Annotated in this window: 27 protein-coding genes; 17 read left to right on the top strand and 10 right to left on the bottom strand. The window is 70.3% G+C overall.

From position 1 onward, the window contains the following. The first annotated feature begins 82 nt into the window (after window positions 1-82). The 7 genes from mftA to mftG are packed head-to-tail and all read left to right on the top strand — an operon-like array spanning window position 83 to window position 6,801. Window positions 83-223, top strand: coding sequence for a mycofactocin precursor MftA (gene mftA / locus ACWD4O_RS42590; protein ID WP_451288426.1), 141 nt, complete (start codon window positions 83-85; stop codon window positions 221-223). Between the two features lie 11 nt (window positions 224-234). Beyond that, window positions 235-573 carry a mycofactocin biosynthesis chaperone MftB gene (gene mftB / locus ACWD4O_RS42585; protein ID WP_451288425.1) on the top strand — a complete coding sequence of 113 codons (339 nt, stop codon included), beginning with the start codon at window positions 235-237 and terminating at the stop codon, window positions 571-573. After that, entirely contained in the window at window positions 570-1,793 is a 1,224-nt protein-coding gene (gene mftC, locus ACWD4O_RS42580; RefSeq protein WP_451288424.1) for a mycofactocin radical SAM maturase, read from the top strand. The genes mftB and mftC overlap by 4 nt, the downstream gene beginning before the upstream one ends. Before the next feature lie 10 nt (window positions 1,794-1,803). Then, window positions 1,804-3,006 carry a pre-mycofactocin synthase MftD gene (mftD, locus tag ACWD4O_RS42575; RefSeq protein ID WP_451288423.1) on the top strand — a complete coding sequence of 401 codons (1,203 nt, stop codon included), beginning with the start codon at window positions 1,804-1,806 and terminating at the stop codon, window positions 3,004-3,006. A gap of 2 nt (window positions 3,007-3,008) precedes the next feature. Beyond that, window positions 3,009-3,845: a mycofactocin biosynthesis peptidyl-dipeptidase MftE gene (gene mftE / locus ACWD4O_RS42570; protein ID WP_451288422.1), complete on the top strand. Its 837-nt coding sequence runs from the start codon at window positions 3,009-3,011 to the stop codon at window positions 3,843-3,845. Further along, window positions 3,845-5,260, top strand: a complete 1,416-nt coding sequence (mftF, locus tag ACWD4O_RS42565) for a mycofactocin biosynthesis glycosyltransferase MftF (protein WP_451288421.1) — start codon at window positions 3,845-3,847, stop codon at window positions 5,258-5,260. Before mftE ends, mftF begins: the two co-directional genes overlap by 1 nt. Next, a complete protein-coding gene (gene mftG / locus ACWD4O_RS42560; protein ID WP_451288420.1) occupies window positions 5,257-6,801 on the top strand; it encodes a mycofactocin dehydrogenase MftG in 1,545 nt (514 codons plus the stop codon). The genes mftF and mftG overlap by 4 nt, the downstream gene beginning before the upstream one ends. On the opposite strand, the gene ACWD4O_RS42555 is transcribed toward mftG, so the two are convergent. Beyond that, window positions 6,786-7,100: a MarR family winged helix-turn-helix transcriptional regulator gene (locus tag ACWD4O_RS42555; RefSeq protein ID WP_451288419.1), complete on the bottom strand. Its 315-nt coding sequence runs from the start codon at window positions 7,098-7,100 to the stop codon at window positions 6,786-6,788. The two genes, mftG and ACWD4O_RS42555, sit on opposite strands and share 16 nt — an antisense overlap. Here ACWD4O_RS42555 and ACWD4O_RS42550 point away from each other — a divergent pair. From ACWD4O_RS42550 to ACWD4O_RS42505, 10 genes are all read left to right on the top strand, one after another. After that, window positions 7,090-7,341: a zinc-binding dehydrogenase gene (locus ACWD4O_RS42550; protein ID WP_451288418.1), complete on the top strand. Its 252-nt coding sequence runs from the start codon at window positions 7,090-7,092 to the stop codon at window positions 7,339-7,341. The genes ACWD4O_RS42555 and ACWD4O_RS42550 overlap by 11 nt on opposite strands. Window positions 7,342-7,393: 52 nt before the next feature. Then, complete coding sequence (locus ACWD4O_RS42545; RefSeq protein ID WP_451288417.1) at window positions 7,394-8,140, top strand: SDR family NAD(P)-dependent oxidoreductase; 747 nt, start codon at window positions 7,394-7,396, stop codon at window positions 8,138-8,140. Between the two features lie 556 nt (window positions 8,141-8,696). After that, the gene (locus ACWD4O_RS42540; RefSeq protein WP_451288416.1) at window positions 8,697-10,826 is read left to right on the top strand and encodes a hypothetical protein; all 2,130 of its coding nucleotides are present in this window, start codon (window positions 8,697-8,699) and stop codon (window positions 10,824-10,826) included. A gap of 99 nt (window positions 10,827-10,925) precedes the next feature. Further along, window positions 10,926-12,425: a GT4 family glycosyltransferase PelF gene (gene pelF, locus ACWD4O_RS42535; RefSeq protein ID WP_451288415.1), complete on the top strand. Its 1,500-nt coding sequence runs from the start codon at window positions 10,926-10,928 to the stop codon at window positions 12,423-12,425. Continuing rightward, window positions 12,422-13,840, top strand: a complete 1,419-nt coding sequence (locus tag ACWD4O_RS42530) for a hypothetical protein (RefSeq protein ID WP_451288414.1) — start codon at window positions 12,422-12,424, stop codon at window positions 13,838-13,840. The genes pelF and ACWD4O_RS42530 overlap by 4 nt, the downstream gene beginning before the upstream one ends. 67 nt (window positions 13,841-13,907) lie before the next feature. Continuing rightward, window positions 13,908-14,909 carry a GDP-mannose 4,6-dehydratase gene (locus ACWD4O_RS42525; protein WP_451288413.1) on the top strand — a complete coding sequence of 334 codons (1,002 nt, stop codon included), beginning with the start codon at window positions 13,908-13,910 and terminating at the stop codon, window positions 14,907-14,909. Window positions 14,910-14,953: 44 nt separating this feature from the next. After that, window positions 14,954-15,667 carry a sugar phosphate nucleotidyltransferase gene (locus ACWD4O_RS42520; RefSeq protein WP_451288412.1) on the top strand — a complete coding sequence of 238 codons (714 nt, stop codon included), beginning with the start codon at window positions 14,954-14,956 and terminating at the stop codon, window positions 15,665-15,667. Between the two features lie 7 nt (window positions 15,668-15,674). Continuing rightward, a complete protein-coding gene (locus ACWD4O_RS42515) occupies window positions 15,675-16,574 on the top strand; it encodes an NAD-dependent epimerase/dehydratase family protein (protein WP_451288411.1) in 900 nt (299 codons plus the stop codon). Continuing rightward, window positions 16,571-17,233: a spherulation-specific family 4 protein gene (locus ACWD4O_RS42510; protein WP_451288410.1), complete on the top strand. Its 663-nt coding sequence runs from the start codon at window positions 16,571-16,573 to the stop codon at window positions 17,231-17,233. Before ACWD4O_RS42515 ends, ACWD4O_RS42510 begins: the two co-directional genes overlap by 4 nt. Further along, window positions 17,230-18,006, top strand: coding sequence for an endo alpha-1,4 polygalactosaminidase (locus ACWD4O_RS42505; RefSeq protein ID WP_451288409.1), 777 nt, complete (start codon window positions 17,230-17,232; stop codon window positions 18,004-18,006). Before ACWD4O_RS42510 ends, ACWD4O_RS42505 begins: the two co-directional genes overlap by 4 nt. 144 nt (window positions 18,007-18,150) lie before the next feature. On the opposite strand, the gene ACWD4O_RS42500 is transcribed toward ACWD4O_RS42505, so the two are convergent. From ACWD4O_RS42500 to ACWD4O_RS42460, 9 genes are all read right to left on the bottom strand, one after another. Next, on the bottom strand, window positions 18,151-18,273 hold the full coding sequence (locus ACWD4O_RS42500; protein WP_451288408.1) for a hypothetical protein: 123 nt from the start codon (window positions 18,271-18,273) through the stop codon (window positions 18,151-18,153). A gap of 180 nt (window positions 18,274-18,453) precedes the next feature. Beyond that, window positions 18,454-18,903, bottom strand: coding sequence for a TauD/TfdA family dioxygenase (locus ACWD4O_RS42495; RefSeq protein WP_451288454.1), 450 nt, complete (start codon window positions 18,901-18,903; stop codon window positions 18,454-18,456). A gap of 1,131 nt (window positions 18,904-20,034) precedes the next feature. Beyond that, window positions 20,035-21,000, bottom strand: coding sequence for a restriction endonuclease (locus ACWD4O_RS42490; RefSeq protein WP_451288407.1), 966 nt, complete (start codon window positions 20,998-21,000; stop codon window positions 20,035-20,037). A gap of 609 nt (window positions 21,001-21,609) precedes the next feature. Further along, entirely contained in the window at window positions 21,610-21,951 is a 342-nt protein-coding gene (locus ACWD4O_RS42485; protein ID WP_451288406.1) for an alpha/beta fold hydrolase, read from the bottom strand. A gap of 1 nt (window position 21,952) precedes the next feature. Beyond that, a complete protein-coding gene (locus tag ACWD4O_RS42480; RefSeq protein WP_451288405.1) occupies window positions 21,953-22,471 on the bottom strand; it encodes a nuclear transport factor 2 family protein in 519 nt (172 codons plus the stop codon). Window positions 22,472-23,071: 600 nt separating this feature from the next. Then, complete coding sequence (locus ACWD4O_RS42475) at window positions 23,072-23,740, bottom strand: TetR/AcrR family transcriptional regulator (RefSeq protein ID WP_451288404.1); 669 nt, start codon at window positions 23,738-23,740, stop codon at window positions 23,072-23,074. Between the two features lie 78 nt (window positions 23,741-23,818). Further along, window positions 23,819-24,466, bottom strand: coding sequence for an FMN reductase (locus ACWD4O_RS42470; RefSeq protein ID WP_451288403.1), 648 nt, complete (start codon window positions 24,464-24,466; stop codon window positions 23,819-23,821). After that, window positions 24,463-25,551, bottom strand: coding sequence for an LLM class flavin-dependent oxidoreductase (locus ACWD4O_RS42465; protein WP_451288453.1), 1,089 nt, complete (start codon window positions 25,549-25,551; stop codon window positions 24,463-24,465). The genes ACWD4O_RS42470 and ACWD4O_RS42465 overlap by 4 nt, the downstream gene beginning before the upstream one ends. 96 nt (window positions 25,552-25,647) lie before the next feature. Beyond that, the coding region (locus ACWD4O_RS42460) for an isochorismatase family protein (RefSeq protein ID WP_451288402.1) at window positions 25,648-25,941 on the bottom strand (294 nt) is incomplete at its 5' end.

Genomic DNA, 25,941 nt, shown 5'->3' with positions numbered 1-25,941 from the left:
GACAGACCAAGCACGGCACCGGGTGCCGTCATGCAGTGGGCGCGCCGCGGACAGCGCGTCCCGGGCAATCAGGGAGTTCTCCATGACCGACCTTGCGCAGGCCGCGGTTCCCGCTTCGGCCGGCTCCGCCACCGAGGACGAGCAGTCCGTCGTACAGGACCTCGTCGACCAGGATCTGCTGGTCGAGGAAGTGTCCATCGACGGCATGTGCGGCGTGTACTGAGCCGGCCCGTGATGTCCGCCCCCCACACCCCCGCCACCGCAGGTTTCGCGCTGGACGGCGCCTGGACGCTGGACCCGCAGGTCGCCGTGCGGCCTGAACCGTTCGGCGCCCTGCTGTACCACTTCGGCACCCGGCGGCTGTCGTTCGTCAAGGACCGCACCCTGCTGGCCGTGATCCGGGCCCTGGCCGACCAGCCCAGCGCCCGTGCCGCCTGCCACGTCGCAGACGTGCCGGAGGCGGACATGCCCCGGTACCGGACCGCGCTGGCCACCCTGGCTGCCTCCCGCATGATCACCCCGCGAGACGAGTTGCCGCGGGGCGACGCACCTCGAACCAAGGAAGCACCGTGACCAGCGCTCCCGTAGCCCCTGACCGGCAGGCCGGCCCGGGCCGTCTCGTGGACCACTTCCAGTACGGCCTGGACGCACCGATCTGTCTGACCTGGGAGCTGACCTACGCCTGCAACCTCGCGTGTGTGCACTGCCTGTCCAGCTCCGGACGGCGCGACCCGCGCGAGCTGACCACCGCCGAGTGCAAGGCGGTGATCGACGAGCTGGAGCGGATGCAGGTCTTCTACGTCAACATCGGCGGCGGAGAGCCCACCATCCGCCCCGACTTCTTCGAGCTGGTCGACTACGCCACCGCGCACCGCGTAGGGGTGAAGTTCTCAACCAACGGCGTCAGGCTCACGCCCGAAGTGGCGAGCCGGCTGGCCGCCAACAGCTACGTGGACGTGCAGATCTCGCTCGACGGCGCGACGGCCGAGGTCAACGACGCCGTCCGCGGCGCCGGCTCCTACGCCACCGCGATCCGCGCGATGGAGAATCTCGCCGCGGTCGGCTTCGGCGGCTTCAAGATCTCGGTGGTGGTGACCCGGCACAACGCCGGCCAGCTCGACGCGTTCAAGGAGATCGCAGACTGGTACGGCGCCCAACTGCGGCTGACCCGACTGCGTCCCTCCGGGCGCGGCGCGGACGTATGGCACGAGTTGCACCCGACCGCCGAGCAACAGCGCGATCTCTACCACTGGCTGGTCGACCACGGTGAGGAAGTCCTCACCGGGGACTCCTTCTTCCACCTGTCCGCCTACGGGGAAGCGCTGCCGGGACTGAACCTGTGCGGGGCCGGCCGGGTGGTGTGCCTGATCGATCCGGTCGGGGACGTGTACGCCTGCCCGTTCGCCATCCACGACACCTTCATGGCCGGGAACGTACGGGCCGAGGGCGGCTTCACGGGAGTCTGGCGCGAGTCGCCGCTCTTCGCCGACCTGCGCCGGCCGCAGACGGGCGGGGCGTGCACCGCGTGCCCGGCCTTCGACGCCTGCCGGGGCGGCTGCATGGCCGCGAAGTTCTTCATCGGGCTGCCGCTGGACGGACCGGACCCCGAATGCGTGCAGGGGCACGGCGCCGCGGCACTGTCCTCGGTCGACCAGGCCGGTGCGCCCCGCCCCAGCGGAGACCACTCACATCGAGGACCGGTGCGGCAGGCGCCGGTGCCGCTCGGCATACCGACGCTGCGCCGCCCCGAGCGTGACTGCGACGAAAGCCCCCTCGCGGGGCTGGAACTCTGAGGGAGGCCCCGTGGGCAACAACGGATGGTTCGAGACGGTGGCCGAAGCCCAGCGACGGGCCGAGAAGCGGCTCCCCAAGTCGGTCTACAGCGCCCTGCTGGCCGGCTCCGAACGCGGGGTGTCCTACCGCGACAACACCGACGCCTTCGCCGAACTGGGCTTCGTGCCCCATGTGGCGGACCTGCCGGCCAAGCGTGACCTGACGACCACGGTGCTGGGACAGTCGGTTTCCCTGCCGGTGCTCATCTCCCCGACCGGGGTCCAGGCGGTGCACCCCGACGGCGAGCTGGCGGTGGCGCGCGCGGCGGCGGCCCGGGGCACGGCGATGGGGCTCAGTTCCTTCGCCAGCAAGGCAGTTGAGGACGTCGTCGCGGCCAACCCGCAGATGTTCTTCCAGATGTACTGGATGGGCAGCAAGGACTTCATGCTGGCGCAGCTGGACCGGGCCCGCACCGCCGGGGCGAAGGGGCTGATCGTCACCCTGGACTGGTCCTTCTCCCACGGCCGGGACTGGGGCAGCCCGTGGATCCCCGAGCGGCTGAACCTCAGGGCGATGGCCCGGTTCGCGCCCGAGGGAATCTCGCGTCCGGGCTGGCTGTGGGACTTCGCCAAGTCCCGGCGCCTGCCGGACCTGACCACGCCCAACCTCCAGCAGCCCGGCGAGGACGCGCCCACGTTCTTCGGCGCCTACGGACAGTGGATGCAGACCCCGCCCGCCACCTGGCAGGACGTCGCCTGGCTGCGGGAGCAGTGGGGCGGGCCGTTCCTGCTCAAGGGGATCAGCCGGGTGGACGACGCCCAACGGGCCGTGGACGCGGGCGTCACCGCCATCTCGGTGTCCAACCACGGCGGCAACAACCTGGACGGCACCCCGGCCCCCATCCGTACCCTGCCAGCCATCGCCGAGGCCGTGGGGGAGCAGATTGAGGTGCTGCTCGACGGGGGTGTGCGGCGCGGCAGTGACGTGGTCAAGGCTCTGGCGCTCGGCGCGAGGGCCGTGCTGATCGGGCGCGCGTACCTGTGGGGGCTGGCGGCGGGCGGCCAGGCCGGTGTGGAGAACGTGCTGGACATCCTGCGCGGCGGCATCGACTCGGCGCTGCTCGGGCTGGGTCGCTCCTCCGTCGAGGAGCTGACACCCGACGACGTCGTCGTCCCTGCAGGCTTCGCCAGGGGCCCGGGCGCCGGTACCCGCACGCCGTCCCCGATCGGCTGATCATGTCGCCGCACACCGGAGGGGGCGCAGCCGGGCGTGATCTGGCGCGCACCGTCTGGCCGACGGTTCCCTCCGGAGCGCTGGTCCTGGTGCCCCTCGGATCGACGGAACAGCACGGGCCACATCTGCCGTTCCACACGGACAGCGCCATTGCGTCCGTCGTCGCGCGGCGGACGGCGGACGCGCTGCCTGCGGGGCCGCAGGGGCCGCCGCTGGTGGCGCCCACGCTGCCGTACGGTGCCAGCGGCGAGCACGCGGGCTTCCCCGGAACCGTTTCCATCGGCCATGAGGCACTGCACGCGGTGCTGGTGGAGACGGTGCGGTCGCTGGCGCTGTGGGCGGGGCGGGTGGTCTTCGTCAACGGCCACGGCGGCAATGTCGCGACCCTGGGCACCACGGTCGCCCAACTGCGCGCCGAGGGCCACGACGTCGCCTGGACCTGCTGCGACGTGCCGGGAGGCGACGCGCACGCCGGTCGCACGGAGACCTCGGTGATGCTGCACGTGGCCCCCGCCGAGGTGCGGATCGACGCGGCCGTCGCCGGTGAGACCCGGCCGCTGGCCGCCGTCATGCCGGAGCTCATCGCCCATGGCGTCCGCGCGGTCTCGCCTTCGGGCGTGCTCGGCGACCCGACCGGAGCCTCGGCCGGGGAAGGGGCCGGGATCGTGGCCGCGATGGTGTCCACGACGGTCCGCAGGATCACCCGGGGCCACGTCGACGGCCGGGGCCGCCTGGTCGATCCCGTCGGTCGCGTCGATCCCGTCAACCCCGTCGATCCCGTACGCCCCTCGGCGGAACCGAGAGGCGCCCGGACCTACGGGGCGGAGGTGGAGCACTGATGCCGCTGCCCCAGGGCTTCACGGTCACACTCGACCGGCGCACCCAGCTCATCGACGGCGGCGGAGCCCTCCTCGGCGGGTTCCCGACGCGATTGCTGCGGCTCACCGCACGCGCCCGACCGCTCCTCACCGGGCGGGAGGTGCGCGTGACCGGTCCGGCGAGCGGGTTGCTGGCGGAACGGCTGCTCGACGCCGGCCTGGTCAATCCTGTCGTGTCCTCCCTCCCGGAACCGCCCGACGCCCGGTACACGTTCGTCGTGCCGGTCCGCGACCGCCCCCGCGAACTCGACCGCCTCCTCACCAGCATCGGGACAGGCCGGCCGGTCATCGTCGTGGACGACGCGTCACAGCGCCCGGGAGCCGTCCGGGCCGTCGCCCTCAGACACGGGGCCAGGTTCGTCCCGCTCGCCGTCAACGTCGGACCGGGCGGAGCCCGCAACGCGGGGCTCCGGCTCGTCACCACGCCCTACGTGGTCTTCGTCGACTCCGACGTGGTCCTGACCCCCGACACGGTCCCCACCCTGCTCAGGCACTTCACCGACCCGAAGGTCGCCCTGGCCGTACCCCGCGTCACGGCCGTGTCGACCACCGCCTCCGTGAACTGGCTCGGCCGCTACGAGAGCGCCCGCTCCTCGCTCGACCTGGGCGCCCACCCGGCCGCCGTACGCCCCGGCACCCCTGTCTCCTGGGCGCCGACGGCCTGTGCCGTGGCACGGGTGGAAGCCCTGCGGGACGGGTTCGACGAGCGGATGCGGGTCGGCGAGGACGTCGACCTGTGCTGGCGGCTGATCGAGAACGGCTGGCGGCTGCGCTACGAGCCTGCCGTGGAGGCCGCTCACGAACACCGGGTCCGCGTTCACGACTGGTTCCTGCGCAAGGCGGTGTACGGAACGGGCGCGCACCCGCTGGCCGAGCGCCACCCCGAGTTCATCGCCCCGGCCGTACTCGCTCCCTGGAGCACCGCGCTGCTCCTCGCCCTGGTCGCCCAGCGGCGCTGGTCGCTGCCCGTCGCCGGGGCCGTCTGCGGGATCACCGCCGTCAGGATCGCCCGCAAGCTTTCCGGCACCGAGGACCCGCACCGGCTGGCGCTGCGGCTCACCGCCCACGGCACGGTCGCGGCCCTGTCGCAGGCCTCCGCCCTGGTGACCCGGCACTGGTGGCCGCTCACCGCACTCGGCTGCGTCGCGTCGCGCCGTGTCCGCAGGGTGGCGGCGGTCGCCGCGCTGACCGACATTGCGCTCGAATACCGTCGCGACCGCGCCCCTCTGGACCCGATCCGCTACGGCATCGCCCGACGCCTGGACGACCTCGCCTACGGGGCCGGAGTGTGGCTCTCCGCCCTCAAGGGCCGCTCCACCGCTGCCCTGCGTCCGCGTATCGTCCGGACCTCCGACCAGCGGAAGCCGGCTCGATGAGCCGGTCCGACGTGATCGTGGTCGGTGCGGGGGGCTCGGGTGCGGCACTGGCCGCGCGGCTGAGCGAGGACGCCGACCGCAGGGTGCTGCTGCTGGAGGCCGGACCGCTTCCACCCGACCCTTCCCGGTTTCCCGCGGAACTGCTCGACGCCCGCCTCGTCCCCGGCGCCCAGCCCGGTCACCCGGCGGTCCGGACCTACCCTGCCCGCCTGACCCGTCGCCGCCCCTACACGGTGGTCCGCGGCCAGTACCTCGGCGGCTCGACGACCGTCAACGGCGGCTACTTCATCCGCGCCCGGCGCGAGGACTTCGACCGCTGGGCGGCGGCCGGCAATCCCGCCTGGGCCTACGAACGGGTCCTGCCGTTTCTCCGCGCGCTGGAGACCGACCTCGACTTCGGGCCGGGCGAGTCGCACGGCGCCGACGGTCCGATGCTCGTCCGCCGTGGCGAACTCAGGCATCAGGCGGCGGTGGCCTTCGCCGCCGCGGCACGGGAGTTGGGGTTCCCCGAGGAGCCGGACAAGAACGCCCAGGGCACACCGGGTTTCGGCCCGGTGCCGTCGAACGCCGTCGACGGTCTGCGACTCAACACCGGGATCGGTTACCTGCGTTCTGCCCTCGACCGCCCGAACCTGAAGGTGCTGGGCGACTGCCGGGTGCTGAGGGTGGTCATCACCGAGGGCCGTGCCACCGGAGTCCTCGTCGAGCGGGGTGGGCGGCGCAGCGTGGTGGAGGCGGGCGAAGTCGTGCTCTGTGCCGGGGCGTTCTCCACCCCGCACCTGCTGCTCCTGTCAGGGGTGGGACCGCGCGCGGATCTCGAACGCCTGGGCCTGCCCGTGGTGAAGGACGCCCCCGCCGTCGGTGCCCGCCTCAGCGACCATCCCCAGGTGGTACTGGAATGGGCCCCGAGCCAGGACCTGCCCGACCCCACCGACTCCTGGCTCGGCGGCTGCCTCCACCTGTCCTCCTCCGACGGCGCCCACCCCGGTGACCTGGAAGTCCTCCAGTCCCTGGCCCCGATGGCGGCCCTGGTCGGCGGAACCGTGACCGCCCCGGGCGCCCCCCTGGCCTTCCTGGTGTCAGCCCAGACCCCTCGGCGTACGGGCGGATTGCGCCTGGGCTCGGCCGACTCCGCGACGCCCCCGCGCATCCACTACGGCTATCTACGGGCACCCGAGGACCGGCGCCGACTGCGTGAAGTCGTCCGCGCCACGGCGTCGTTGATCGCCACCCGCGCCTTCGGCGAGGTGTCCCGCGGCCTCCTCGGCCCCGACTCCGGGGCGCTCGCCGACGACCGTGCCCTCGACGCGTGGATCTCGGCGCGCCTCGGGACCGCCCAGCACACCTGCGGCACGGCCCCGATGGGACCGGCCGACGACCCCGCCACCGCCGTCGACCAGTACGGCCGGGTCCATGGCATCGCCGGGATCCGCGTCGCCGACACGTCGATCCTCCCGGAGGCCCCCCTGCGCGGCCCCGCGGCCACTGCCGTACTCATCGGCGAGCTCATCGCTCACGCCATGCGTCACGACCTGCGCTGAGCCGCGCTTCTCCGCTCTGTCTGTACGTGAGTTCCCCCGTCGCTCCTCAGGCCAGGGCAGGCGGCCAAGAGGTCCCGGAGCGCGGTGGTCGCCGCGTCGACGACCGCCGTCGGCGCACCTTCGAAGAGGGCGTGGTGTGCGGCGGCGTTCGCGAGGACCGCGCGCTCGGCCAGCGCGACACCGTCCGGTGTCAGCCGAAGCCAGGTGCTGCGGGCATCGGCGGGGTCGCTCTCCCGCTCGACGAGACGGCGGGCCACCAGACGGTGGGTGACGTTGGTGGTGCCGCCGGTGGAGAGCATCAGGGAGCGGGCGAGCTGGAGACGGGATGCCGACGCCCTCGCCGCCGCCGGGCTCACCGGCGCACAGGTTTTCGCCCGGCCCGTACGGGAGACCACCGCGCCGCTCGCCGAGCAGGCCGCCGCCGGTGCCCTCGCCATCGACGTACACATCGTGCTGCCGCTGGAGCGGGCCGCCGAGGGGCTCGTCGTCATCGCTGCGGGAAAGGCCCGCGGAAAGATCGTCATCACCATCGGCGACTGAGGCGAAATCCCGCAGCAACAACAAAACCCTTGGAAACAGGAGGAGTTGTGTCATGACTGGACGCCTGACAGGAAAGACCGCCGTAGTGACCGGTGGCAGTGCCGGAATCGGGCGGGTGATCGCGCAGAAGCTGTCCGCCGAGGGCGCCGACATCGCGGTTCTCGACGTCAACCCGGCGGACGAGACGCGGGCGCTCGTCGAAGAGAACGGCCGCCGGTTCTTCGCCGTGGAGGGCGACGTCTCCGACGAGTCCTCGGTGAACGCCTTCGCCGCGCAGGTCCACGCGGAGTTCGGCACCGTCGACATCGTCGTCAACAACGCGGCCATCGCCATGCTGCGCGACTTCGAGAACACGTCGTTCGAGCAGTGGACGAACCTCTTCTCCATCAACGTGAACGGCGCGTTCCTGGTGACGAAGGCCTTCCTGGAGGACGTCAAGGCCTCGGCGGCCGGTCGCGTGATCAACATGTCGTCATCGAGCTACTGGGAGGCTCCGCCGAGGTTCCTCGCGTACGTATCCGCGAAGGGTGCCATCAACGGCTTCACCCACGCGCTGGCGACCGACCTCGCGCGGTACGACGTCACGGTCAACGCGCTCGCTCCGAGCGTCGTGCGTACCCCCACCACACTCCGCGAGCTCAACGACGAATTCTTCGCGCACCACGCGCAGTTGCAGAACCTGAAGCGGGAGCAGACGCCCGAGGACGTGGCCAACCTGGTCGCGTTCCTCGCCTCCGACGAGGCCGCCTTCATCACCGGTCAGGTCATTCTCGTCGACGGCGGGCTGATTCGCCGCTGACCCGGGTCACGGGGAATCCAGGACGTCTGTCCTCATCCGCGAACCATCCGCGAAAGCATCCCAAATCACTGTCATTGCTGTTCAGAGGCGCTTTCCGCCCTCCTCGACCACTGGTCTGACGGCCCTCGTCGTGGAGGTGCATGGCTGATATTCAGCCGGTTCCAGACGTGCTTCCGTGGTATGGACCATCGATGTTCGGTGGGTGGGGCGCAGGGTTCGCCTACTCGTGTAATGGCGCGCTGACCAGTACTTGAGCCCCTCGCGCCCCATCCGCCCCAGCGGCACCCCTGACGGGAAACAGCCGAATCGGTTGCCCGGCGGACCTGTTGAACAGCTGTGATTTTCCGTCAGGCCTGACAGGGTGACCACAAAGGGCTCACAGTTTCTCCACTATGTTGACTCAGTCGAAGCGGAACGGCTGGCCCCTGAGGGAGATGCCGGCGTCCCGCGAAGGAGTCACGTTCGCTCCCAGGGAGCCGTACTCCGTCCCGCGCAAGGAGTATGTCCGCTCCCAGAGAGCCGTGCTCCCCCCTGCCCCGAGAGGGAACCTCACCGCATGAAGCGGACCACACGCACTGCCGCACTGACGGCGGGCGCGCTCATCGCCGCGCTCGGCCTGCCCGCCGGTACGGCATACGCTGACGACATCCCGCCCCGAGTGGACCTGCGGGTCCTCGTCGTGAGCGACGGGGGACCGGCGACCGATGCCATCACGGCGGAACTCGACACCGTCGGCACGCCGTACACCGAGATAGAACTCGGCGTGGCCGGCAGACAGATCATCAATGCGACCTTCCTCGCGGACACCGTGGCCGGCCGGCCACGCGCCAAGTTCCAGGCCGTCGTGCTGCCCAACGACAACCCGTTCGCGGCCGGTTCGGCGGAGATGGCGGCGCTCGCGGCCTACGAGCGGACGTACGGGATCCCCCAGGTCGACGCGTACACCTACGCGCGCCCGGAGGCGGGACTGCAGGACGCCGTCCAGAGCGGCTACGCCGGTACCGTCGACGGCGTACAGGCGGCGGTGACCACCGCCGGCAAGGCGGGCCCCTTCGGCTACCTCGACGGGCCGGTCCCCTTCTCGAACAACGACCCGGCGGTGAGCGAGAGTTACGCGTACCTGTCGACCCCCGCGGCGGGCGCCGACTTCACGTCGTACGTGGACGCCCCGATCCCCGGTAAGGCGACGCGGGGCTCGCTGGTGGGCGAGTACCGGCACGACGGACGGCGTGAGCTGGTCGTCACCTTCGTCTACAACCAGAACCAGCAGCAGTTCCGGCTGCTGGCCCGCGGCATCGTGGAGTGGATGACCGGCGGGGTCCACCTCGGCGCCTCCCGCAACTACTTCGCCGTGCACGTGGACGACGTGTTCGCGTCCGACGACCGCTGGAACAGCACCCTCAACTGCACGCCCGGCGACGTCGACTGCACCGACCCGAACGCCACCTCGGACCCGATCCGCATGAACGCCGTGGACGTCACCTTCGCCACCGACTGGCAGACCCGCCAGGGCATCACCCTGGACCTGGCCTACAACGCGGTCGGCACCGTCGACCAGCGCGCCGACAACAACGGCGTGGACCTCCTGGCCGACGCGCTCCTCGCCAAGAAGAGCCAGTTCCGCTGGATCAACCACACCTACACCCACGCCTTCCTGGGCTGTGTGCAGAACATCACCGTGGTCCCGTGGAAGTGCGACACCAACACCAACGGCACCACCAAGTGGGTCAGTACGGCCGACATCTCCACCGAGATCGCCCAGAACCGCACCTGGGGCCAGACCGCCGGACTCCCGCTGAACAACAAGGAGTTGGTCACCGGCGAGCACTCCGGCATGAAGGTGCTGCCGCAGCAGCCGGTCGACAACCCCAACCTGGCCCTCGCCCTCTCCCTGAACGGCATCACCTGGCTCGGCTCGGACAACTCCCGTGAGCCCGCCCAGCGTCTGCTCGGCCCGGCCACGACGGTGCCCCGCTACCCGATGAACGTCTTCTACAACGCGGGCCGCGCGGCCGAGCAGGTCGACGAGTACAACTGGATCTACACCAAGCGTTCCCAGGGCGGCAGCGGCATCTGCGAGGACAACCCGGCCACCAGCACCTGCCTGCCGGCGCCGCTGAACACGGCCACCGGCTACACCGGCCACATCGTGCCGCAGGAGACCCGCGCCGCGCTCGGGCACGTGCTCTCGGGCGACCCTAAGCCGCACTTCATCCACCAGTCGAACCTCACCGAGGACCGCCTCGCCTACCCGGTCCTCAACGGCGTCCTCGACGGCTACCGCGCCCTGTTCGCGGACAACACCCCCGTGGTGAACCCGCGGATGGAGGACATCGGCATCGAACTCCAGCGCAGGGCCGCCTGGCAGAAGGCGCTCCAGGCCGGCCAGGTGACCGCCTACCGCATCGGCAACGCGGTCACCGTCCAGGCACCGTTCGGGCTGGCCGTCAGCGGCTCCGCGCCGATCGGGACCACCTTGCTCGGCGCCGCCTTCGGAACGGCGTACGCGGGCCGGCTCTCCGGCTGGAACATCTCCAACGGCCTCCCGGTCACGCTCACTCTCCCGGCCTCCGCCACGGCCGCGGCCGCAACCGGCTCCGGGAGCCGCACGGCGACGAAGCCCGCCCCGGACACCAGCGTCCCCGCGGGCGTCACCGAGCAGGCGACGGACACCACGTCCGACTGAACGGCGCACCGACCCACGCACAGGACCGAACGGTGCGCCCCTCCACCGGGGGCGCACCGGACGGGAACGACCCCCACACCTCGGCCGTGGAGCCCATTGATGCACGTTCCCTACGACGCGAGACGCCCCAGAGGGGCCCACGTCACCCTGCTCACCGAAGGCACCTACCCACACAGTCACGGCGGCGTGAGCGTCTGGTGCGACCAGCTCGTCCAGGGCATGCCCGACTTCGACTTCAACGTCATCGCCGTCACCGGCACCGGACGCGAACCGATCGTCTGGGGGCTGCCCGCGCATGTCTCGCGGGTCCGGTCCGTCCCCATGTGGGGCGACCCGCCCGAGGGCCGCGCGCCCCGGGGCCGCGCCCGCGCCCGACTGAGCGACGCCTACGAGGAGTTCCTCACCGCCCTGCTCGACCCGCGCGCCGAGGCTCGTTTCGCGCACGCCCTGTATGTGCTGGCCCGGGCGGCGGCGGGCAGGACGCTCAGTCCCTTCCTGCGCGGCGACCAGGCGATCGCGATCCTCTCCGCGGTGTGGAACCGGCCAGGACTGGCCGTGCGCGAGGCCGCCCCGAGCCTGCACGACGCGCTCACCGCGACCGCCCTTCTGGAACACGCCCTGCGCCCGCTGGCCGTACCGCTCCCGCGCACCGGTGTCGCGCACGCGGTCAGCGGGGGTCTCGCCGTCCTGCCGGGCCTCGCGGCACTCGATCAGCACGGTGTACCCCTGCTGTTGACCGAGCACGGCGTCTATCTGCGCGAGCGCTACCTGGGCTACCGCATCGCGCCCTACCGCTGGCCGGTGAAGGCGGTCGTGCTCGGCTTCTTCCGGCTGTTGGCACAGGAGAGCTATCGCCGGGCCGCCCTGATCACCCCCGGCAACCGGTACAACCGGCTGTGGGAGGAACAGGGCGGCGCGGCGCCGGAGTCGATCCGCACGGTGTACAACGGCGTGGACCCGACGGCCTTTCCCCCCGCCGGACCCGAGCCGCACGGGCTCACCCTCAGCTGGGCGGGCCGGGTCGACCCGATCAAGGACCTGGAGACCCTGATCCGCGCCTTCGCACTGGTACGGGCTGAACTCCCGCACACCCGGCTGCGGTTGTTCGGCGGTACACCGCGCGGCGGCGAGGCCTACCGGGAGCGCTGCGAGGCTCTGGCCGCCGAACTCGGGCACGCCGACGCCGTCACCTTCGAGGGGCGCGTCGACGACATCCGGGACGCCTACGCGGCAGGCAATGTGGTGATGCTGTCCAGCATCAGTGAGGGCTTCCCGTTCACCCTCATCGAGGCCATGTCCTGCGGGCGGGCGACCGTCTCCACCGACGTGGGCGGAGTGCGGGAGGCGGTCGGCGACACCGGATTCGTGGTGCCACCGCGCGATCCCGCGTCGATGGCCGCGGCGGCGCTGGAACTGCTGGGCGACCCGGCGCGGCGCCGGGCGATGGGCGAGGCGGCGCGGCTGCGGGTGATCGAGCAGTTCACGCTGCGCCAGACCGTCGACACCTTCCGCGCGATCTATCTCGAACTGCCTGCGCTGGAGCGGGAGTTCGAACGCATACCGGTCCTGGCGGAGCCCGTCGTCGCGGTCGCCGGATGAGCGGGCCGATATTCCTGGAGCCCAGCGGTTCCGAGCAGGACACACTGATGCTGCGGCTTTCCGACATCCAGCCGCCACGCCGTCGGCCGCGCTGGGCCGCCGACGACTCCACGCTCACCATCCGGCTGCCGTGGCTCGGTCCCGACGAGGAGGCGGTGAGCCGGCTCGCCGCCGAACTCGCCGACCGGATCGGGCCCGCCGTCCACCCCTACGAGGTGGCCGCGGTCCTGGAGGTGGAGGGCCTGTCCGCGTCGATGATCAGGGAGCGATACGGCCACCCCACCCTGTTCTCGCTGGCCGCCGCGCTGTTCGACCTGGTGCCGCGGACGTTCCCGGAACCGGCCCCGGCGGCCGACCCGTGGCGTCCCGACACCGCGCGCTGTCTGCTGAGGGGGGTGCTGTTCGCCCTGCCGGGCCTCGCGTACCTGCTCACCGCGCCGCTCTGGAACGCCGGGGAGCACGCCCCCGCGCTGATCGCGGCGGGACTGGTCTCCTGGGCCTGGGGTCAGGCACTCGGTCACCGCGCCCACCTGCGGATGGCGACCGGTCGGCGGGAAGGGGGCCGTACCCTGCTGGCCGGCGCGCCCATGGGGGCCGTACTGGCCACCGCGGTGGCCGCACCGCTCGCCGACGGCATGCCGGTGCTCCTGGCGGCGGCCGCGCAGTCGCTGTATCTGGCGGCGGCCGGGGTGTTGCTGGTACTGGCCCGTGAGCGGCTGCTGCTCGCCGCGCTCTCCCCGCTGGTCGCCGGGGCCGTCGTGCTGCCCTGGTGGGAGCCGGGCGACCCCGCGAGGGCCGGGCTGCCGGCGCTGGCCCTGCTGGGGACGCTCGCCGCGACCGCTCGGGCGCTCAGTGGCCCCCTCGCCGCGCCTGCGGTGTCCGGCGCGGTCCGGCCGCCCGCGCTACGGTCTCTTCCGTACGGCCTGTTCGGGCTGGCGGCCGGGGTGCTGGTGCTGCTGGAGGCGCGCGAGGAGCCGTACGCGGTGATCGTGCTGACCGTCAGCATGGGGCCCGCGGAGTGGCTGCTGTACCGCTACCGAGGGCTGTCGGTGGCCGCGCTGCGCGCCGTCGCGACACCGGCGGGGTTCCTGCTGCACTCGGCCGGCGTCCTCGGGCTCTGTCTGGTCGGCTACCTGCTGCTGCTGTGGCCGGCGGCCCTGCTCACCGGTGTCGGACCCGCCGCGCTGCTGTCGCTCGGGGCGGCCCTGTGGACGGCCCTGCTGCTCCAGGCGTTCGGGGTGGCCTGGCCGTCGGCGGTCGTCTGTCTCACCGCGGCGGGCGGTGCCGGGGTGCTGACGCTCCTCGACCTGCCGCCGGGCCCGGCCGACGCGCTCGCCCTGTGCTGCGGCGCCGCCGCGCTGTATCTGTCGGCGTGCGCGCTGTGGCTGCTCGGCCGTCCCGCGCCACACGCGTAGGCGGCCTGCCCCACACGTGTTCGCCGTTCCACTCCCCACACATCAACTCATTGGAAGGAACATCGAGTTGACCTCCGCACTGCTCGCTGCCGTCACCGGAGCCGAGGGCTTCATCGGCTCCCACCTGACCGAGGCGCTGGTCGCCTCCGGGCACCGGGTCCGGGCCATGGCCCAGTACAACTCCTTCTCCTCCTACGGCTGGCTGGAGACCCTGCACCCGGACGTCCTGGCCCAGGTGGAGATCGTCCTCGGCGACGTCCGCGACCCCGGCTCCGTCCGCGGGCTCCTCGACGGCGCCGACACCGCCTACCACCTGGCCGCCCTCATCGCGATCCCGTACTCCTACCAGGCACCCCACAGCTATGTGGACACCAACGTCACCGGCACCCTCAACGTCCTGGAGGCCGTCCGCGCCCTGGGCACACCCCGCCTGGTGCACACCTCCACCAGCGAGACGTACGGCACCGCGCAGACCGTGCCGATCACCGAGGACCATCCGATCAACACCCAGTCCCCGTACGCCGCTTCGAAGGCGGGCGGGGACCGACTGGCCGACAGCTACTTCGCCAGCTTCGACACCCCAGTGGTGACGCTGCGGCCGTTCAACACCTTCGGGCCACGTCAGTCGATGCGGGCGGTGATTCCCACGGTCATCGGCCAGGTCGCGGCGGGGGAGCGGACCATCACCCTGGGCGATCTGCGCCCCACCCGGGACTTCACCTTCGTCAAGGACACCGCGCAGGCCTTCCTGGCCGTGGGCACTGCGCCCGCCGCTCAGGTGGTAGGCCGAACCTTCAACGCCGGTACCGGCGGCGAGATCTCGGTCGGTGACCTGGTCGCGCTGATCGGCAAGGTGATGGACACCGCGCTCGACGTGCGTGAGGACGAGGCGCGCATCCGGCCCGCGGGCTCCGAGGTGATGCGGCTGGTCGCGGACGCGAGCCGGCTCACCGCCACCACCGGCTGGCAGCCCGCGCACACCCTGGAGGAAGGGCTCGCGCACACCGTGGAGTTCTTCCGCGACCCGGCCAACCTGGCCCGGTACAAGACCGGCATCTACAACACCTGAACCGTCGGGCACTGTCCTCACGAACCTCACGAAGGAGGAGTCCCATGCATGCAGTGATCCTGGCGGGAGGCAAGGGTGTCCGGCTGCGGCCCTACACCACGGCGCTGCCCAAGCCGCTCGTCCCCATCGGCGACCAGCACGCCATCCTGGAGATCGTGCTGCGTCAGCTGGCCACGGCCGGCTTCACCCACGTCACCATCGCCATCGGCCACCTCGGCGAGATCATCCGCGCCTACGTCGGCGACGGAGCCCAGTGGGGCATGGACATCGACTACGCCACCGAGGAGAGCCCCCTCGGCACCATGGGCCCGCTGCTCACGCTGCGCGAGAAGCTGCCCGAGACGTTCCTGGTGATGAACGGCGACGTCCTGACCGACCTCGACTACGCGGACATGCTGCGCACGCACGAGGAGTCGGGGGCGCCGCTGACCATCGCGACGTACGCCCGCAAGGTGAACGTCGACTTCGGGGTGCTGACCACCGACCTGTCGAAGGTGGTCGCCTTCACCGAGAAGCCGAGCATCGACTACCGCGTCTCCATGGGCGTCTACGGTGTGTCCCGCGACACCCTGGACGGTTACACCCCCGGACTGCCCCTGGGCTTCGACGAACTGGTCCTGGACCTGATAAGGGATCAGAACCAGCCGCACGCCTATGACTTCGCGGGCTACTGGCTCGACATCGGGCGCCCCGACGACTACGACCGGGCCAACGCCGAGTTCACCTCCCGCAAGACCCATCTCCTCAAGGGAGCCTGAGCAAAACATGCGCATTCTCGTCCTGGGTTCCACCGGCTATCTCGGAGCTCATGTCGCCGAACGGCTGCGCGCCCTGCCGGGTGCGCGGGTCCTCGGCGCCGGCCGTTCCCCCGGCGCGGACCACGGCGTCGACCTCGCCTTCGTCCGTCCGGAGGAGCTGGCCAAGACCCTGGTGTCGGCCGAGCCCGACGCGGTGGTCAACTGCGCCGGCGCGACCGGCGGCGACGCCGTGACCCTCGCCGAGGTCAACACCCGCGGCCCGGCGGTGCTGTGCGCCGCGCTGCGGGAGGCGGCCCCGGAGGCCCGGCTGGTGCATCTGGGCTCGGCCGCCGAGTACGGGCCGGGCGAGCCGGGGATCCCGGTGACGGAGTCCGCGGCGACCCGCCCGGTCGGCCCGTACGGTGCGACCAAGCTGGCGGGCACGGCCGTGGTGGCCTCGTCCGGGCTGGACTCGGTGGTGCTGCGGGTGGGCAATCCGGTGGGCCCCGGGACGCCGCCCGCCGGGCTGCCGGGCCGGCTGACCGCGCTGCTGCGGGACGCCGGCCGCGGCTTCGACGCGGTGCTGCGGGTCGGCGACCTGTCCGCCCACCGTGACTTCGTGGACGTACGCGATGTGGCGCGGGCGGTCGAGCTCGCGGTCACCGCGCCCGAACCGCTGCCACCGGTGCTGAACGTCGGCTCCGGCCGGGCCGTCCCGGTGCGCGAACTGGCACACGGCTTGGCGGCGAAGGCCGGTTTCCGGGGCCGAATGGAGGAGAACGCGGGGAGTGGAGGCTCGACCCGCTCCGGCGAGGTGTCCTGGCAGTGCTCCGCGATCGGTGCCGCAGAGGAAGCCCTGGGCTGGCGCCCCCTGCACACCCTCGACGAGGCGCTGGCCGCGCTGTGGGAAAGCGACGGCTCACCGTGAACCTGCTGGTTCCGCTGTATGTGCATCCGGCCGAGGACCCGGGTGCCTGGCACCGGCTGATCCAGGCGGCCGGGCGCACGTACGGCGTGGTCCTCAACCCCGCGAACGGGCCCGGCGAGCGCCCCGACCCCGCGTTCACCGCGGCGGCCGGGACGCTCAGGGAGGCCGGCGCGCGGCTCCTCGGCTACGTCGACACCGACTACGGGGTGCGCGCACAGGCCGAGGTCGCCGACGACATGCGTCGGCACCAGGAGTGGTACGCGGCCGACGGCTGCTTCCTCGACCGGGTGACGGCGACACCGCACGCGCTGCCCGCCTGCCGGCGACTGGTGCGGACGCTGCGCAAACTGGGCGCCCGGACGGTGGTTCTCAACCCCGGGATGCATCCGGCACCCGGCTACGCCAAGCTGGCCGACCTGACCGTCACGTTCGAGGGCCACTGGTCGACGTATGTGTCGGTGTTCAGCCGCCCGTCGTGGGCCGTGCGTCTTCCGCCCGACCGGCTGTGCCACCTCGTGTACGGCGTCCCCGAGGCGCTGGTGCCGCTCGCGGTGCGCACCGCGAACGAGCGGGGCGCCGGTGTCAGCGGCCCGGTGACCGGTGAACTACCCAATCCGTGGGCCGAGTTGACGCCCGCGCTGACCGGAACGGACCGATGAGGTACTCGGCACGAGTGATCCTGGTGGCGCTGGCCCTGGCGTTGGCGGGCTGTTCCGGCACGGAGCCGGAGGGAGACCGCTGGCAGCCCCGCCCCGGGCTGGCCTGGCAGTGGCAGCTCGACTCCAGGGTGGACCCGTCGGTGGACGTGCCCGTCTACGACATCGACGGCTTCGAGAACACGGCGGCGGACGTGGCCCGGCTGCACCGCGACGGCCGCAAGGTCATCTGTTACATCAACGCCGGCGCGTGGGAGGACTTCCGGCCCGACCAGGACGCCTTCCCCAAGTCGGTGCTGGGCGAGGAGAACGGCTGGGCGGGCGAACTCTGGCTGGACATCCGGGAGCTCTCCGTGCTGCGGCCGATCATGGAGCGGCGCTTCGACATGTGCCGTGACAAGGGCTTCGACGCGGTGGAGCCGGACCTGGTGGAGGGTTACAACAACGACACCGGTTTCCCGCTCACCGCCGCCGACCAGCTCCGCTACAACCGTATGATCGCGTCGATCGCGCACGAGCGCGGGCTGTCCGTGGGTCTGAAGAACGACCTGCCGCAGATTCCCCAGCTCGTGTCCGACTTCGACTTCGCGGTCAACGAGGAGTGCGCCCAGTACGACGAGTGCGCGCGGCTCAGCCCGTTCGTCGAGGCCGGCAAGGCGGTGTTCCATGTCGAGTACGCCGTACCGACGGGCCGTTTCTGCGCCGAGTCGCGGCGGCTGAAGCTGTCGTCGATGCAGAAGCGACTGGAGCTCGGGGTGTGGCGCAAGCCGTGCTGAAGTGGGAACACCCACGGCGGTGACTGACACGCCGGCCCCCGAGAGGGAGCCGGCGAAGCCTCGGCGGGCAGGCGAACGCCTCGTCGGCGGTCCTGGTCCTGGTCCTGGACGCCACCGTGTGGATCAGGGCCCGGATGGACCACGTCACATGCCTTGCAGGCCGGGGAACAGCGCGCGGGCGCGGTCGGGATCCGGTGAGACGAAGACACCGTCCGCTGCCACCAGGACGGTGGAGAGATCCTCTGCGGTGGTGATGGTGCCGGACACGGGCGTGGATCAACTTATGAGACGAGCGGACCTGCGCGGATACCGGCTCCGGCGTAGACAGCAAAGAACTTCGTCTCGCCCGACTCGAATCGGGGCGAAGCCGTTGGGCAGACCGAAGCGGGGTTCGCCGAGGGCACATAGGCAGAGCCGATCGCCCGAGAAGCGAGTACGGGCGTGCAGTCAGCGGTGGTTGTCCAGCACGTAGCCCTGGCCCGGTGTGAGAGTCAGCCGACGCTGGCAGCCTGCGATCACTCGCTGCAGCGTGGGCAGGTAGGGCTGGGCGATGGGGCTCCAGCAGGCCAAGCCGTCCTGCCGGAGCCGGATCGACACGCGATTGTCGGCGTGCACGGTGAAGACCTGGGAGGCGTGCCCGGCCCCGGCTCCGAAGTACGCGGTGCGCGGCTTGGCCGGCGTCACGGCCGCCTCTCGGCCGTGATGGGAGAGGCCGGCGCGTATGTCGCGGCCGTCGGCCAGGAGGATGTCTCCGCCGACGGCAGCGGTCCGCAGGCATACGAGGAGCAAGAGACGCGGGGGAGCGGGGACGCCGGCGCGTTCGCTGTGCGCCTTGAGTTCTCCGTTGCCCAGTCCGGCGAATCCCGCGCGGTGGGCGTGCGCGCCGGTGTCCCGGATGGCGGTGAGCCCGTCAGGAGCGCTGTGGGGGTGTGCGGGGTGACGACCATCAGCCGTGAGGCGAAGGCCAGGACCGACTCCCGGGACGTGAGGCCGTCGATCGTGATCAAGCCGGATTCGCGAAGCTGCGCGGCGATCGCGTCGACGGAATACGCCGCGCGGACGTCGACGTAGTGGGACGCGAAGAACGGAGTGGACGGTGTGACGACATCACGCATCGCCGAACTCCTTCGATCGGGGCCAGTGCGGTCAGAGTGGGGAGGAGCTGCGGGCGCGGTAGAGCGACAGATTGTCGACTCGGTCGATTCGCCCAGCTCGAAGGCACGTTGCGAGGAGCGTGCTACGTTCCGAAGACACTGGTCGCCCACCGCACGACGAGGATCGCGATGACCTACACGCCGCCTCTGTGGCCCGTTTCCGTGAAGGGCGTCGCCGTCGACGCGCAGGACCGTGTGCTCCTGCTGAAGAACGAGCGAGACGAATGGGAACTGCAGGCAGCGCGTCAGCCAATGCGAAGCACACGAGGGCTGAACCGTCGGTTTGGTCCGTGACTGGTCCGGAAGCACTGGTCAGGAGGGGTACGGCAGTGGGAGCAACTGGTAGTTGGCACGCAAGCCGGTCTCGGTCCAGAGTAGGTTGAGCGGAAGGTGCCTGACGGGTGAAAGCCCAGGTCAGGCACCGTTTGTCGTGTGTTTAGAAGAAGCCCAGCTTCTTCGGCGAATAGCTCACCAGCAGATTCTTCGTCTGCTGGTGGTACACGCCTGACCTCGCTTCTGACCTGCGTTAAAGGGATGGAATCGTCTGCTGCGAAGCCGAGTTGGTCCGCGCCTGGTCCGGATCTTGGTGAGTACTCCGTGGTGCAAGCGAGTGGGCCTCGCGGTACCACATGGCACATGTCGTAGAAGCCGTCTCTGGGCGTCCAGCTGGTCCAGGACGGGCGCGTAAGTCCAGGTCGGAGCCCTGTGACACGCAAGCGTCCATGGGGCTCGTGACACGGACGTCACAGAAGATGCGCAGCGGATCCCCTGTGTGCAGCGACGGTATTGGAGGAGCGTCTTGCCGTCGGTATTGGGCGAACGACTGCCTGGCTGGACGCTGTGCGCTTGAGTGTTCTGATGGTGCGTAGGGTGCTCAGAAATCGGAGCCCAGCAGGGCGAGAGGACGACGTTCGAGCTGCGCGAAGCGGACCTTTTCGCGCAGCCAGGCCGCAACATCACCTTGCTGTTCGAGCAGGAGAACGAGTTCCCGGAGTTCGCCCAGGACGATCACTCGCTGGTTCAGTGCGCGTTCGCTCTCTTCGATGGCCGGCCCGGTGAAGCCAGATGCAGAAATGAATAGGGCGCGGACTTCCGAGCGCCCGTACACCCGTACCAGGTGGCGGCTCATCGCGTTGATCTCGACAGGCTCACCCCACCACTTGATCTCTACGAGGTACGCGGATCCGTCGACTTCGAGGGCGCCGTCGATCTGTTCAACGGGATGCCCCTCCTCGCTGCGCAGCGTGAAGGATTCCCTGATCAAGATGCCTTCGGTTGCGAACAGGTCGTTGAGCACACCTTCCAGGGCGGTGCCTCGCTTTCTCGGGTCGTCTTCGTTGAACAGATCGTTGAGTCGGTCTCGGAGTGCTTGAAACCTTGTCTTCCGTCGAGCAAGGCGCTCAAGCTCGCTTGTGCGTGCTTTGATGCGAGCTGCTCGCTCTTCATCATGCGCCTGGCTCATCCGCGTGAATGAGTCCTTGACGTTCACGAGTCGTCGCACGCTTGCTTGTAGCCCCTGGGCCGGGAGACGGTCGTCCGGCCACAGTGTGGAGAAGTCCTCGAATTCGATCGCTCGTTTGAGGATCTCCCTGCGAACGCCCAAGCCTGCATCGCCCTGTTCATTGATCCGGCTGAGCACGGCACGAACGATCTTGTACTTGCTGACTGCTGACTTGTCCGCGGCGAGCTGGTGTCGGTGGGGCGCGAGCAGGTCTTCGCTGACGCCAGCGCCCCGCAAGAATCCAAGGACTCCTTCTTTGCTCCGGTTGAGCCGGGGCACCAGTTCGATCAGCAGGTCCAAAAGCTCAGGCGGCCAGTGGTAGGCGTCGTTGTGGGCCACTCGTCATCTGCACCTTCCGCGCGGGAGCCGCTCTCCGGGGTGCTTCGATCTGGACGATGTCCGAACGGCGCAACCCTATGAACCTGATTGTGCAGCGGCTGCCGCTGCTTGAGACCGGGTTTCGCGGGATGCGCTGCATGAGGCTGGTGCGGAGATCTCGATGGCGCCTCTCGGTACGCTGGAAGACTGGGGCCTGCGGTTCGTCGCCGTCGGGATGTCGGTGGTCGCGGTCCTGGCGGGCGCCGCCTTGGTCGGCCTCCCGGAGGCCGCACTCGGTGCCCTGCTGCCTGTGTTGGCCATCGGGGCTGCAATCGTCTTGAACCGAGGTAAGGCACCCACTCCCGGACAGCTGACCGACCTGATCACCCCCGGTAGAGGAGGAGGCACTCAACCGCACTTCTTCGGCCCGTCTCTGGTCGGCTGTCGGGAGGCCACGTCGGTGAGCCGTAGGAAGGCCGGCGCCGCGTACGTGTCACCACCATGCGGCAGTGACTTCATCGGAGACCTGCCCGTCAGTTCCTTCATCCACCCTGACGGCCTGCCCGTCACACCTCCACAATCAAGGTGTTGCGACGACCGGTTGAATCCGCCGAGGTGCCGGCAGGGGCCTCAGCGTTCCTCAACGGCGAGGTCCGATCCTCGATTAGACCCTTCGTGGCCGACGACGGTCACGTCACGCAGGTCGAGGAGCCGCACGAGCTCCGCGAGGTCCTGGGCGACGGTGACGCCGTCGTAGCCGGCGGCCGGCTTGCCCGAATAGCCGAAGCCGCGCAGATCGGGTGCGACGACGGTGTATCCGGAGAGCCCGGACATGACGTGGCGCCACTCGTACCAGGTCTGTGGCCACCCGTGCAGCAGCAGTACGGCGGGACCGGAGCCGCCGATCACGTAGTGCAGGCGAAGGCCGTTGACGTTCGCGGTCCGGTGCTCGAAACCGGTGGGCGTGCCCACGTCAGGCACCGAAGATGGCGACGGCAGCGGCCTGCCACGCGGGATCGCTGACGTCGATCAGTGTCGGGTTGCCGTCGCACCACTGGAAGGTGTGCTTGAGCCGCGAGATCTTCCAGTCGTCGTCGGTGCGCCGGAAACTGTTCTCGTACCAGCCGTACTGCGTGTAGTGGTCGTCCCCGTTGCGGTTGGACATCCGGTGACGGGACACGTGGTAGAAGATGCCGTCCGCCTCGTCGCCTCGGACGTCGATGGAGAAGTTCGAGTACTGGTGCATCACGACCAGCCGTCCGAGGCATGCGGCGGCGAACTCGGCCCAGACCGACGGCGTCGTCGTCGCCGCGGGTCGGCCCGTCAGGTCGTAGAAGTCCACCTCGAACGGGTCCGCCAGCGTGTCGGCGTACAGCTTCCAGTCGTGCAGGTCGAGCCCGCGGCCGAAGCGCAGCATCACGTCGGAGATCTGCTGCCTGTCCCAGAGGTTCTGCACGATCACGTCGGTGTTCGGCGGCGTTGACAAGCCCATCGTCGACTCCTTTGTCCGAGGCGCACGCGATGCAGTCGCACCGTGCTCTCGCGATGTGGGGCGAACGTAATGTGTATGCAGTTTGAGTGTCAATGCGTTTGACGCATGCTCGTGAATGAAGTGATGCGCAAAGGCTGACACCCTCGACCGGACATGTGGACGGCCGTCTTGGGTGATCGCGATCGCAGTGTTGTGAGGGGGTCACTCGGTGGCGGGGCGGCTTCTCCGTGCTGGTCTTAGTGCTGCCCTTCCCGGGTGGGCCCCTTGTCGGCAGGTAAAGGGTCCGCCTCTGTCGGGGGTCCCGGCCCGTGGGCATGGCTTGGATGGGTTGATCTCAGCTTCGCCAATAACTGCATACAGTTGAGTCTTGTGGTTCTGTGTCGACACCATCTCCACGCGACAAGTTGCCCGGCGAGGACTGACTCACCTGGATGGCAGGCAGCGTGGTGTCGCCCAGGGGTCCGTGCCTGCCCACCTCCAGATCGCTGGTCCTGGAGTGATCCAATCGCCCCGAAGATCACTTCACGGGAGTTCTTGCGGGGACGGAGTGGGCTTGGGCGTCATCCGTGGTCAGCCGTTCGGAACGGCGTCAAGGGCCCGTCACCCCGACCCCTTCACGATCTTCAGCAGGTTCCGCCACCCGTCTTCCACGCGCTCCTGCGGCATGCGGCGTCCATGGACGAGGTGGTTGAGGAGGGCCGTGTCGAGGTAGGCCATCAGTGATTCGGCGAGCAGTTCCACGTCGCCCTCGGCGCCCGCTTCCCGCAGCAGGGCCACGATGTGGGTGCGGCGGACGCGGACGGCCGGGGCGGAGAAGCGGCGCTCGGGCGGTGGGGCCGCCGCCAGGCCCAGTTCGCGGTGGGCCAGCAGATATCCGATCGTGGCCACGCCGAAGGCCTCGAGCCGCTCGATCGCGGGCGCGCCGGGGCCCAGCGGCGGCGGGCCGGTCAGGAAGGACGCCTGGTAGGCCTGCTCGGCATGGTCGAGCAGCGCCATCAGCAGCCTGGACCGGTCGCCGAAGTGCCGGAAGACGGTGCCCTTGCCCACCGAGGCGGCACGCGCGACCGCGTCCATGGTGAGGTGCCGGACGCCGTCCTCGGCGGCGAGCCGGGCCGCCGCTTCCAGCAGGCGCGCACGGTTGCGTACGGCGTCGGCGCGCATCGGCCGGTCGGTCGTCCGGGCCGGCTGCCCGTCCGACAGGGCCGCTTGCGGCAGCGTCAGCCGCCTCGACTCAGGCGCGTCGTGTCCGGGCGGTGCGGCTGGAGTCATGGCCCTTCCTCGGCGTAGCGGTTCGACGAAGGGAGACGGCCGCCCACGTGCCGCGATCCCGGTTCCTGACGCCGTGCGTCACGCGGGCCGCAGCGCGGCCAGTTGCTGTGCGAACGGCACGACGGCGGTGTCGTCGGTCACTTGCGCGGCAGACCCCGCGCGCCCACGCATCAGCCCCGCCAGTTCGCCGCCCGCGCGTGTGATCCGGTTGGGCAGCGTGTCGGTCAGGGGATCGCCGTTGCCGCCCCAGTCCTCGGAGGCCGCGTACACGGTGGTCGGTACGACGACCGCGCGCAGGTAGGCGAAGAGCGGACGCAGCGCGTGCTCCAGGGCGAGGGAGTGCCGTGCCGTCCCGCCGGTCGCCGCGGCCAGCACGGCCTTGCCGGTGAGGGCGTCGTTGTCGACGACGTCGAAGAACGACTTGAAAAGCCCGCTGTACGACGCGGTGAAGACCGGAGTGACGGCGATCAGACCGTCCGCCGAGGAGACCGCCTCCACGGCGTCCGCCAGGGCGGGCGAGGGGAAGCCGGTGACGAAGTTGTTGGCGATGTCGACGGCCAGGTCGCGCAGTTCGACGACCCGTGTCTCGACATCGCTCCCGGCGTCGGCCAACTGCTGCCGGACCGCCTCGGCGAGACGGTCGGCCAGCAGCCGGGTGGACGAGGGGACGCTCAGTCCGGCCGAGACGACCGTGAGGCGGAGCGGCCGGGCGGTGTTCGCGGTCACTTGGCCACCTCCTCGGAGCGCGCGGCGAGCAGCGAGGCGTGCGTGGGAGCCTCCGCGACACCGGCGGGGCGTACGGAAGCGAACTCCTTGCGCAGGGCGGGAAGCACCTCCTCGCCGAGCAGGTCGAGCTGTTCGAGGACGGTCTTCAGCGGCAGTCCGGCCATGTCGATGTTGAACAACTGGCGCTGGTAGTCGCCGAAGTGCTCGCGGAAGGACAGCGTCTTGTCGATGATCTGCTGCGGGCTGCCGACGGTGAGCGAGGTCTGCGCCATGTACTGCTCCATCGACGGACCGCCGCCGTAGACGGGGGAGTTGTCGAAGTAGGGGCGGTACTCGCGGACGGCGTCCTGGGAGTTCTTGCGGACGAAGACATGGCCGCCCGCTCCGACGACGGCCTGCTCCTGGGTACCGTGACCGTAGTGGGCGTAGCGCTCGCGGTAGACGTTGATCAGCTTCGTGAAGTGGCTCATGGGCCCGAAGAGGTTGTTCACGAAGAAGCCGTCACCGTAGTAGGCGGCCTGCTCGGCGATCTCGGGGCTGCGGACGGAGCCGTGCCAGACGAAGGGCGGGATGCCGTCCAGGGGGCGCGGGGTCGAGGTGAAGCCCTGGAGAGGGGTGCGGAAGCGGCCCTCCCAGTCGACGACGTCCTCGCGCCACAGCTGGTGCAGCAGCGCGTAGTTCTCGATGGCCAGCGGGATCCCGTGGCGGATGTCCTTGCCGAACCAGGGATAGACGGGGCCGGTGTTGCCGCGGCCCATCATCAGGTCCACGCGTCCGTCGGCGAGGTGCTGGAGCACCGCGTAGTCCTCGGCGATCTTCACCGGGTCGTTGGTGGTGATCAGCGTGGTCGACGTCGACAGGATGAGCCGGTCGGTGCGGGCGGCGATATGGCTGAGCAGGGTGGTCGGTGAGGAGGAGACGAACGGCGGGTTGTGGTGCTCACCGGTCGCGAAGACGTCGAAGCCGACCTCTTCGGCCTTGACCGCGGTGGCGACCATCGCCTTGAGCCGTTCGTGCTCGGTGCGGGTCCGGCCCGTGGCGGGGTCGGCGGTGACGTCACCGATGCTGAAGATGCCGAACTGCATGGAGCCCTCCCGGGCGAGAGAAGTGCTGGTGGCGCCGGGCGGGGTGCGGGTCTGGCTGCGGCTCCGCACTCCGCCCGGCCGTCCTGGCGGGTTGGTTCAGCTCTGCGGGAGGAGTTCCATGACGATGTTGATGATCTTGCCGCCGTTTTCGGTGGTCCAGTTGTGGGCGAGTTCGGCGAGGAGCTGGTTGGTGGAGGTGATGGTGGCGCCGGCCTTGTCCATGCGGCGGATGGCGATGTCGTCGGCGATCTTGGCGGGGGAGCCTCCGGCGTCGGCGACGACCTGGACGGGGTGACCCGCCTCGAGGGCGGTGAGGGTGGGGAAGACGGTGCAGACGTCGTTGGTGACGCCGGCGATGATCAGGTTCGTGCGGCCGGTGGCCTTGACGGC

The organism is Streptomyces sp. NPDC002623, assembly GCF_053592635.1.
Note: the sequence above shows the minus strand (reverse complement) of the source record. Positions and strands in the feature narration are given on the sequence as shown.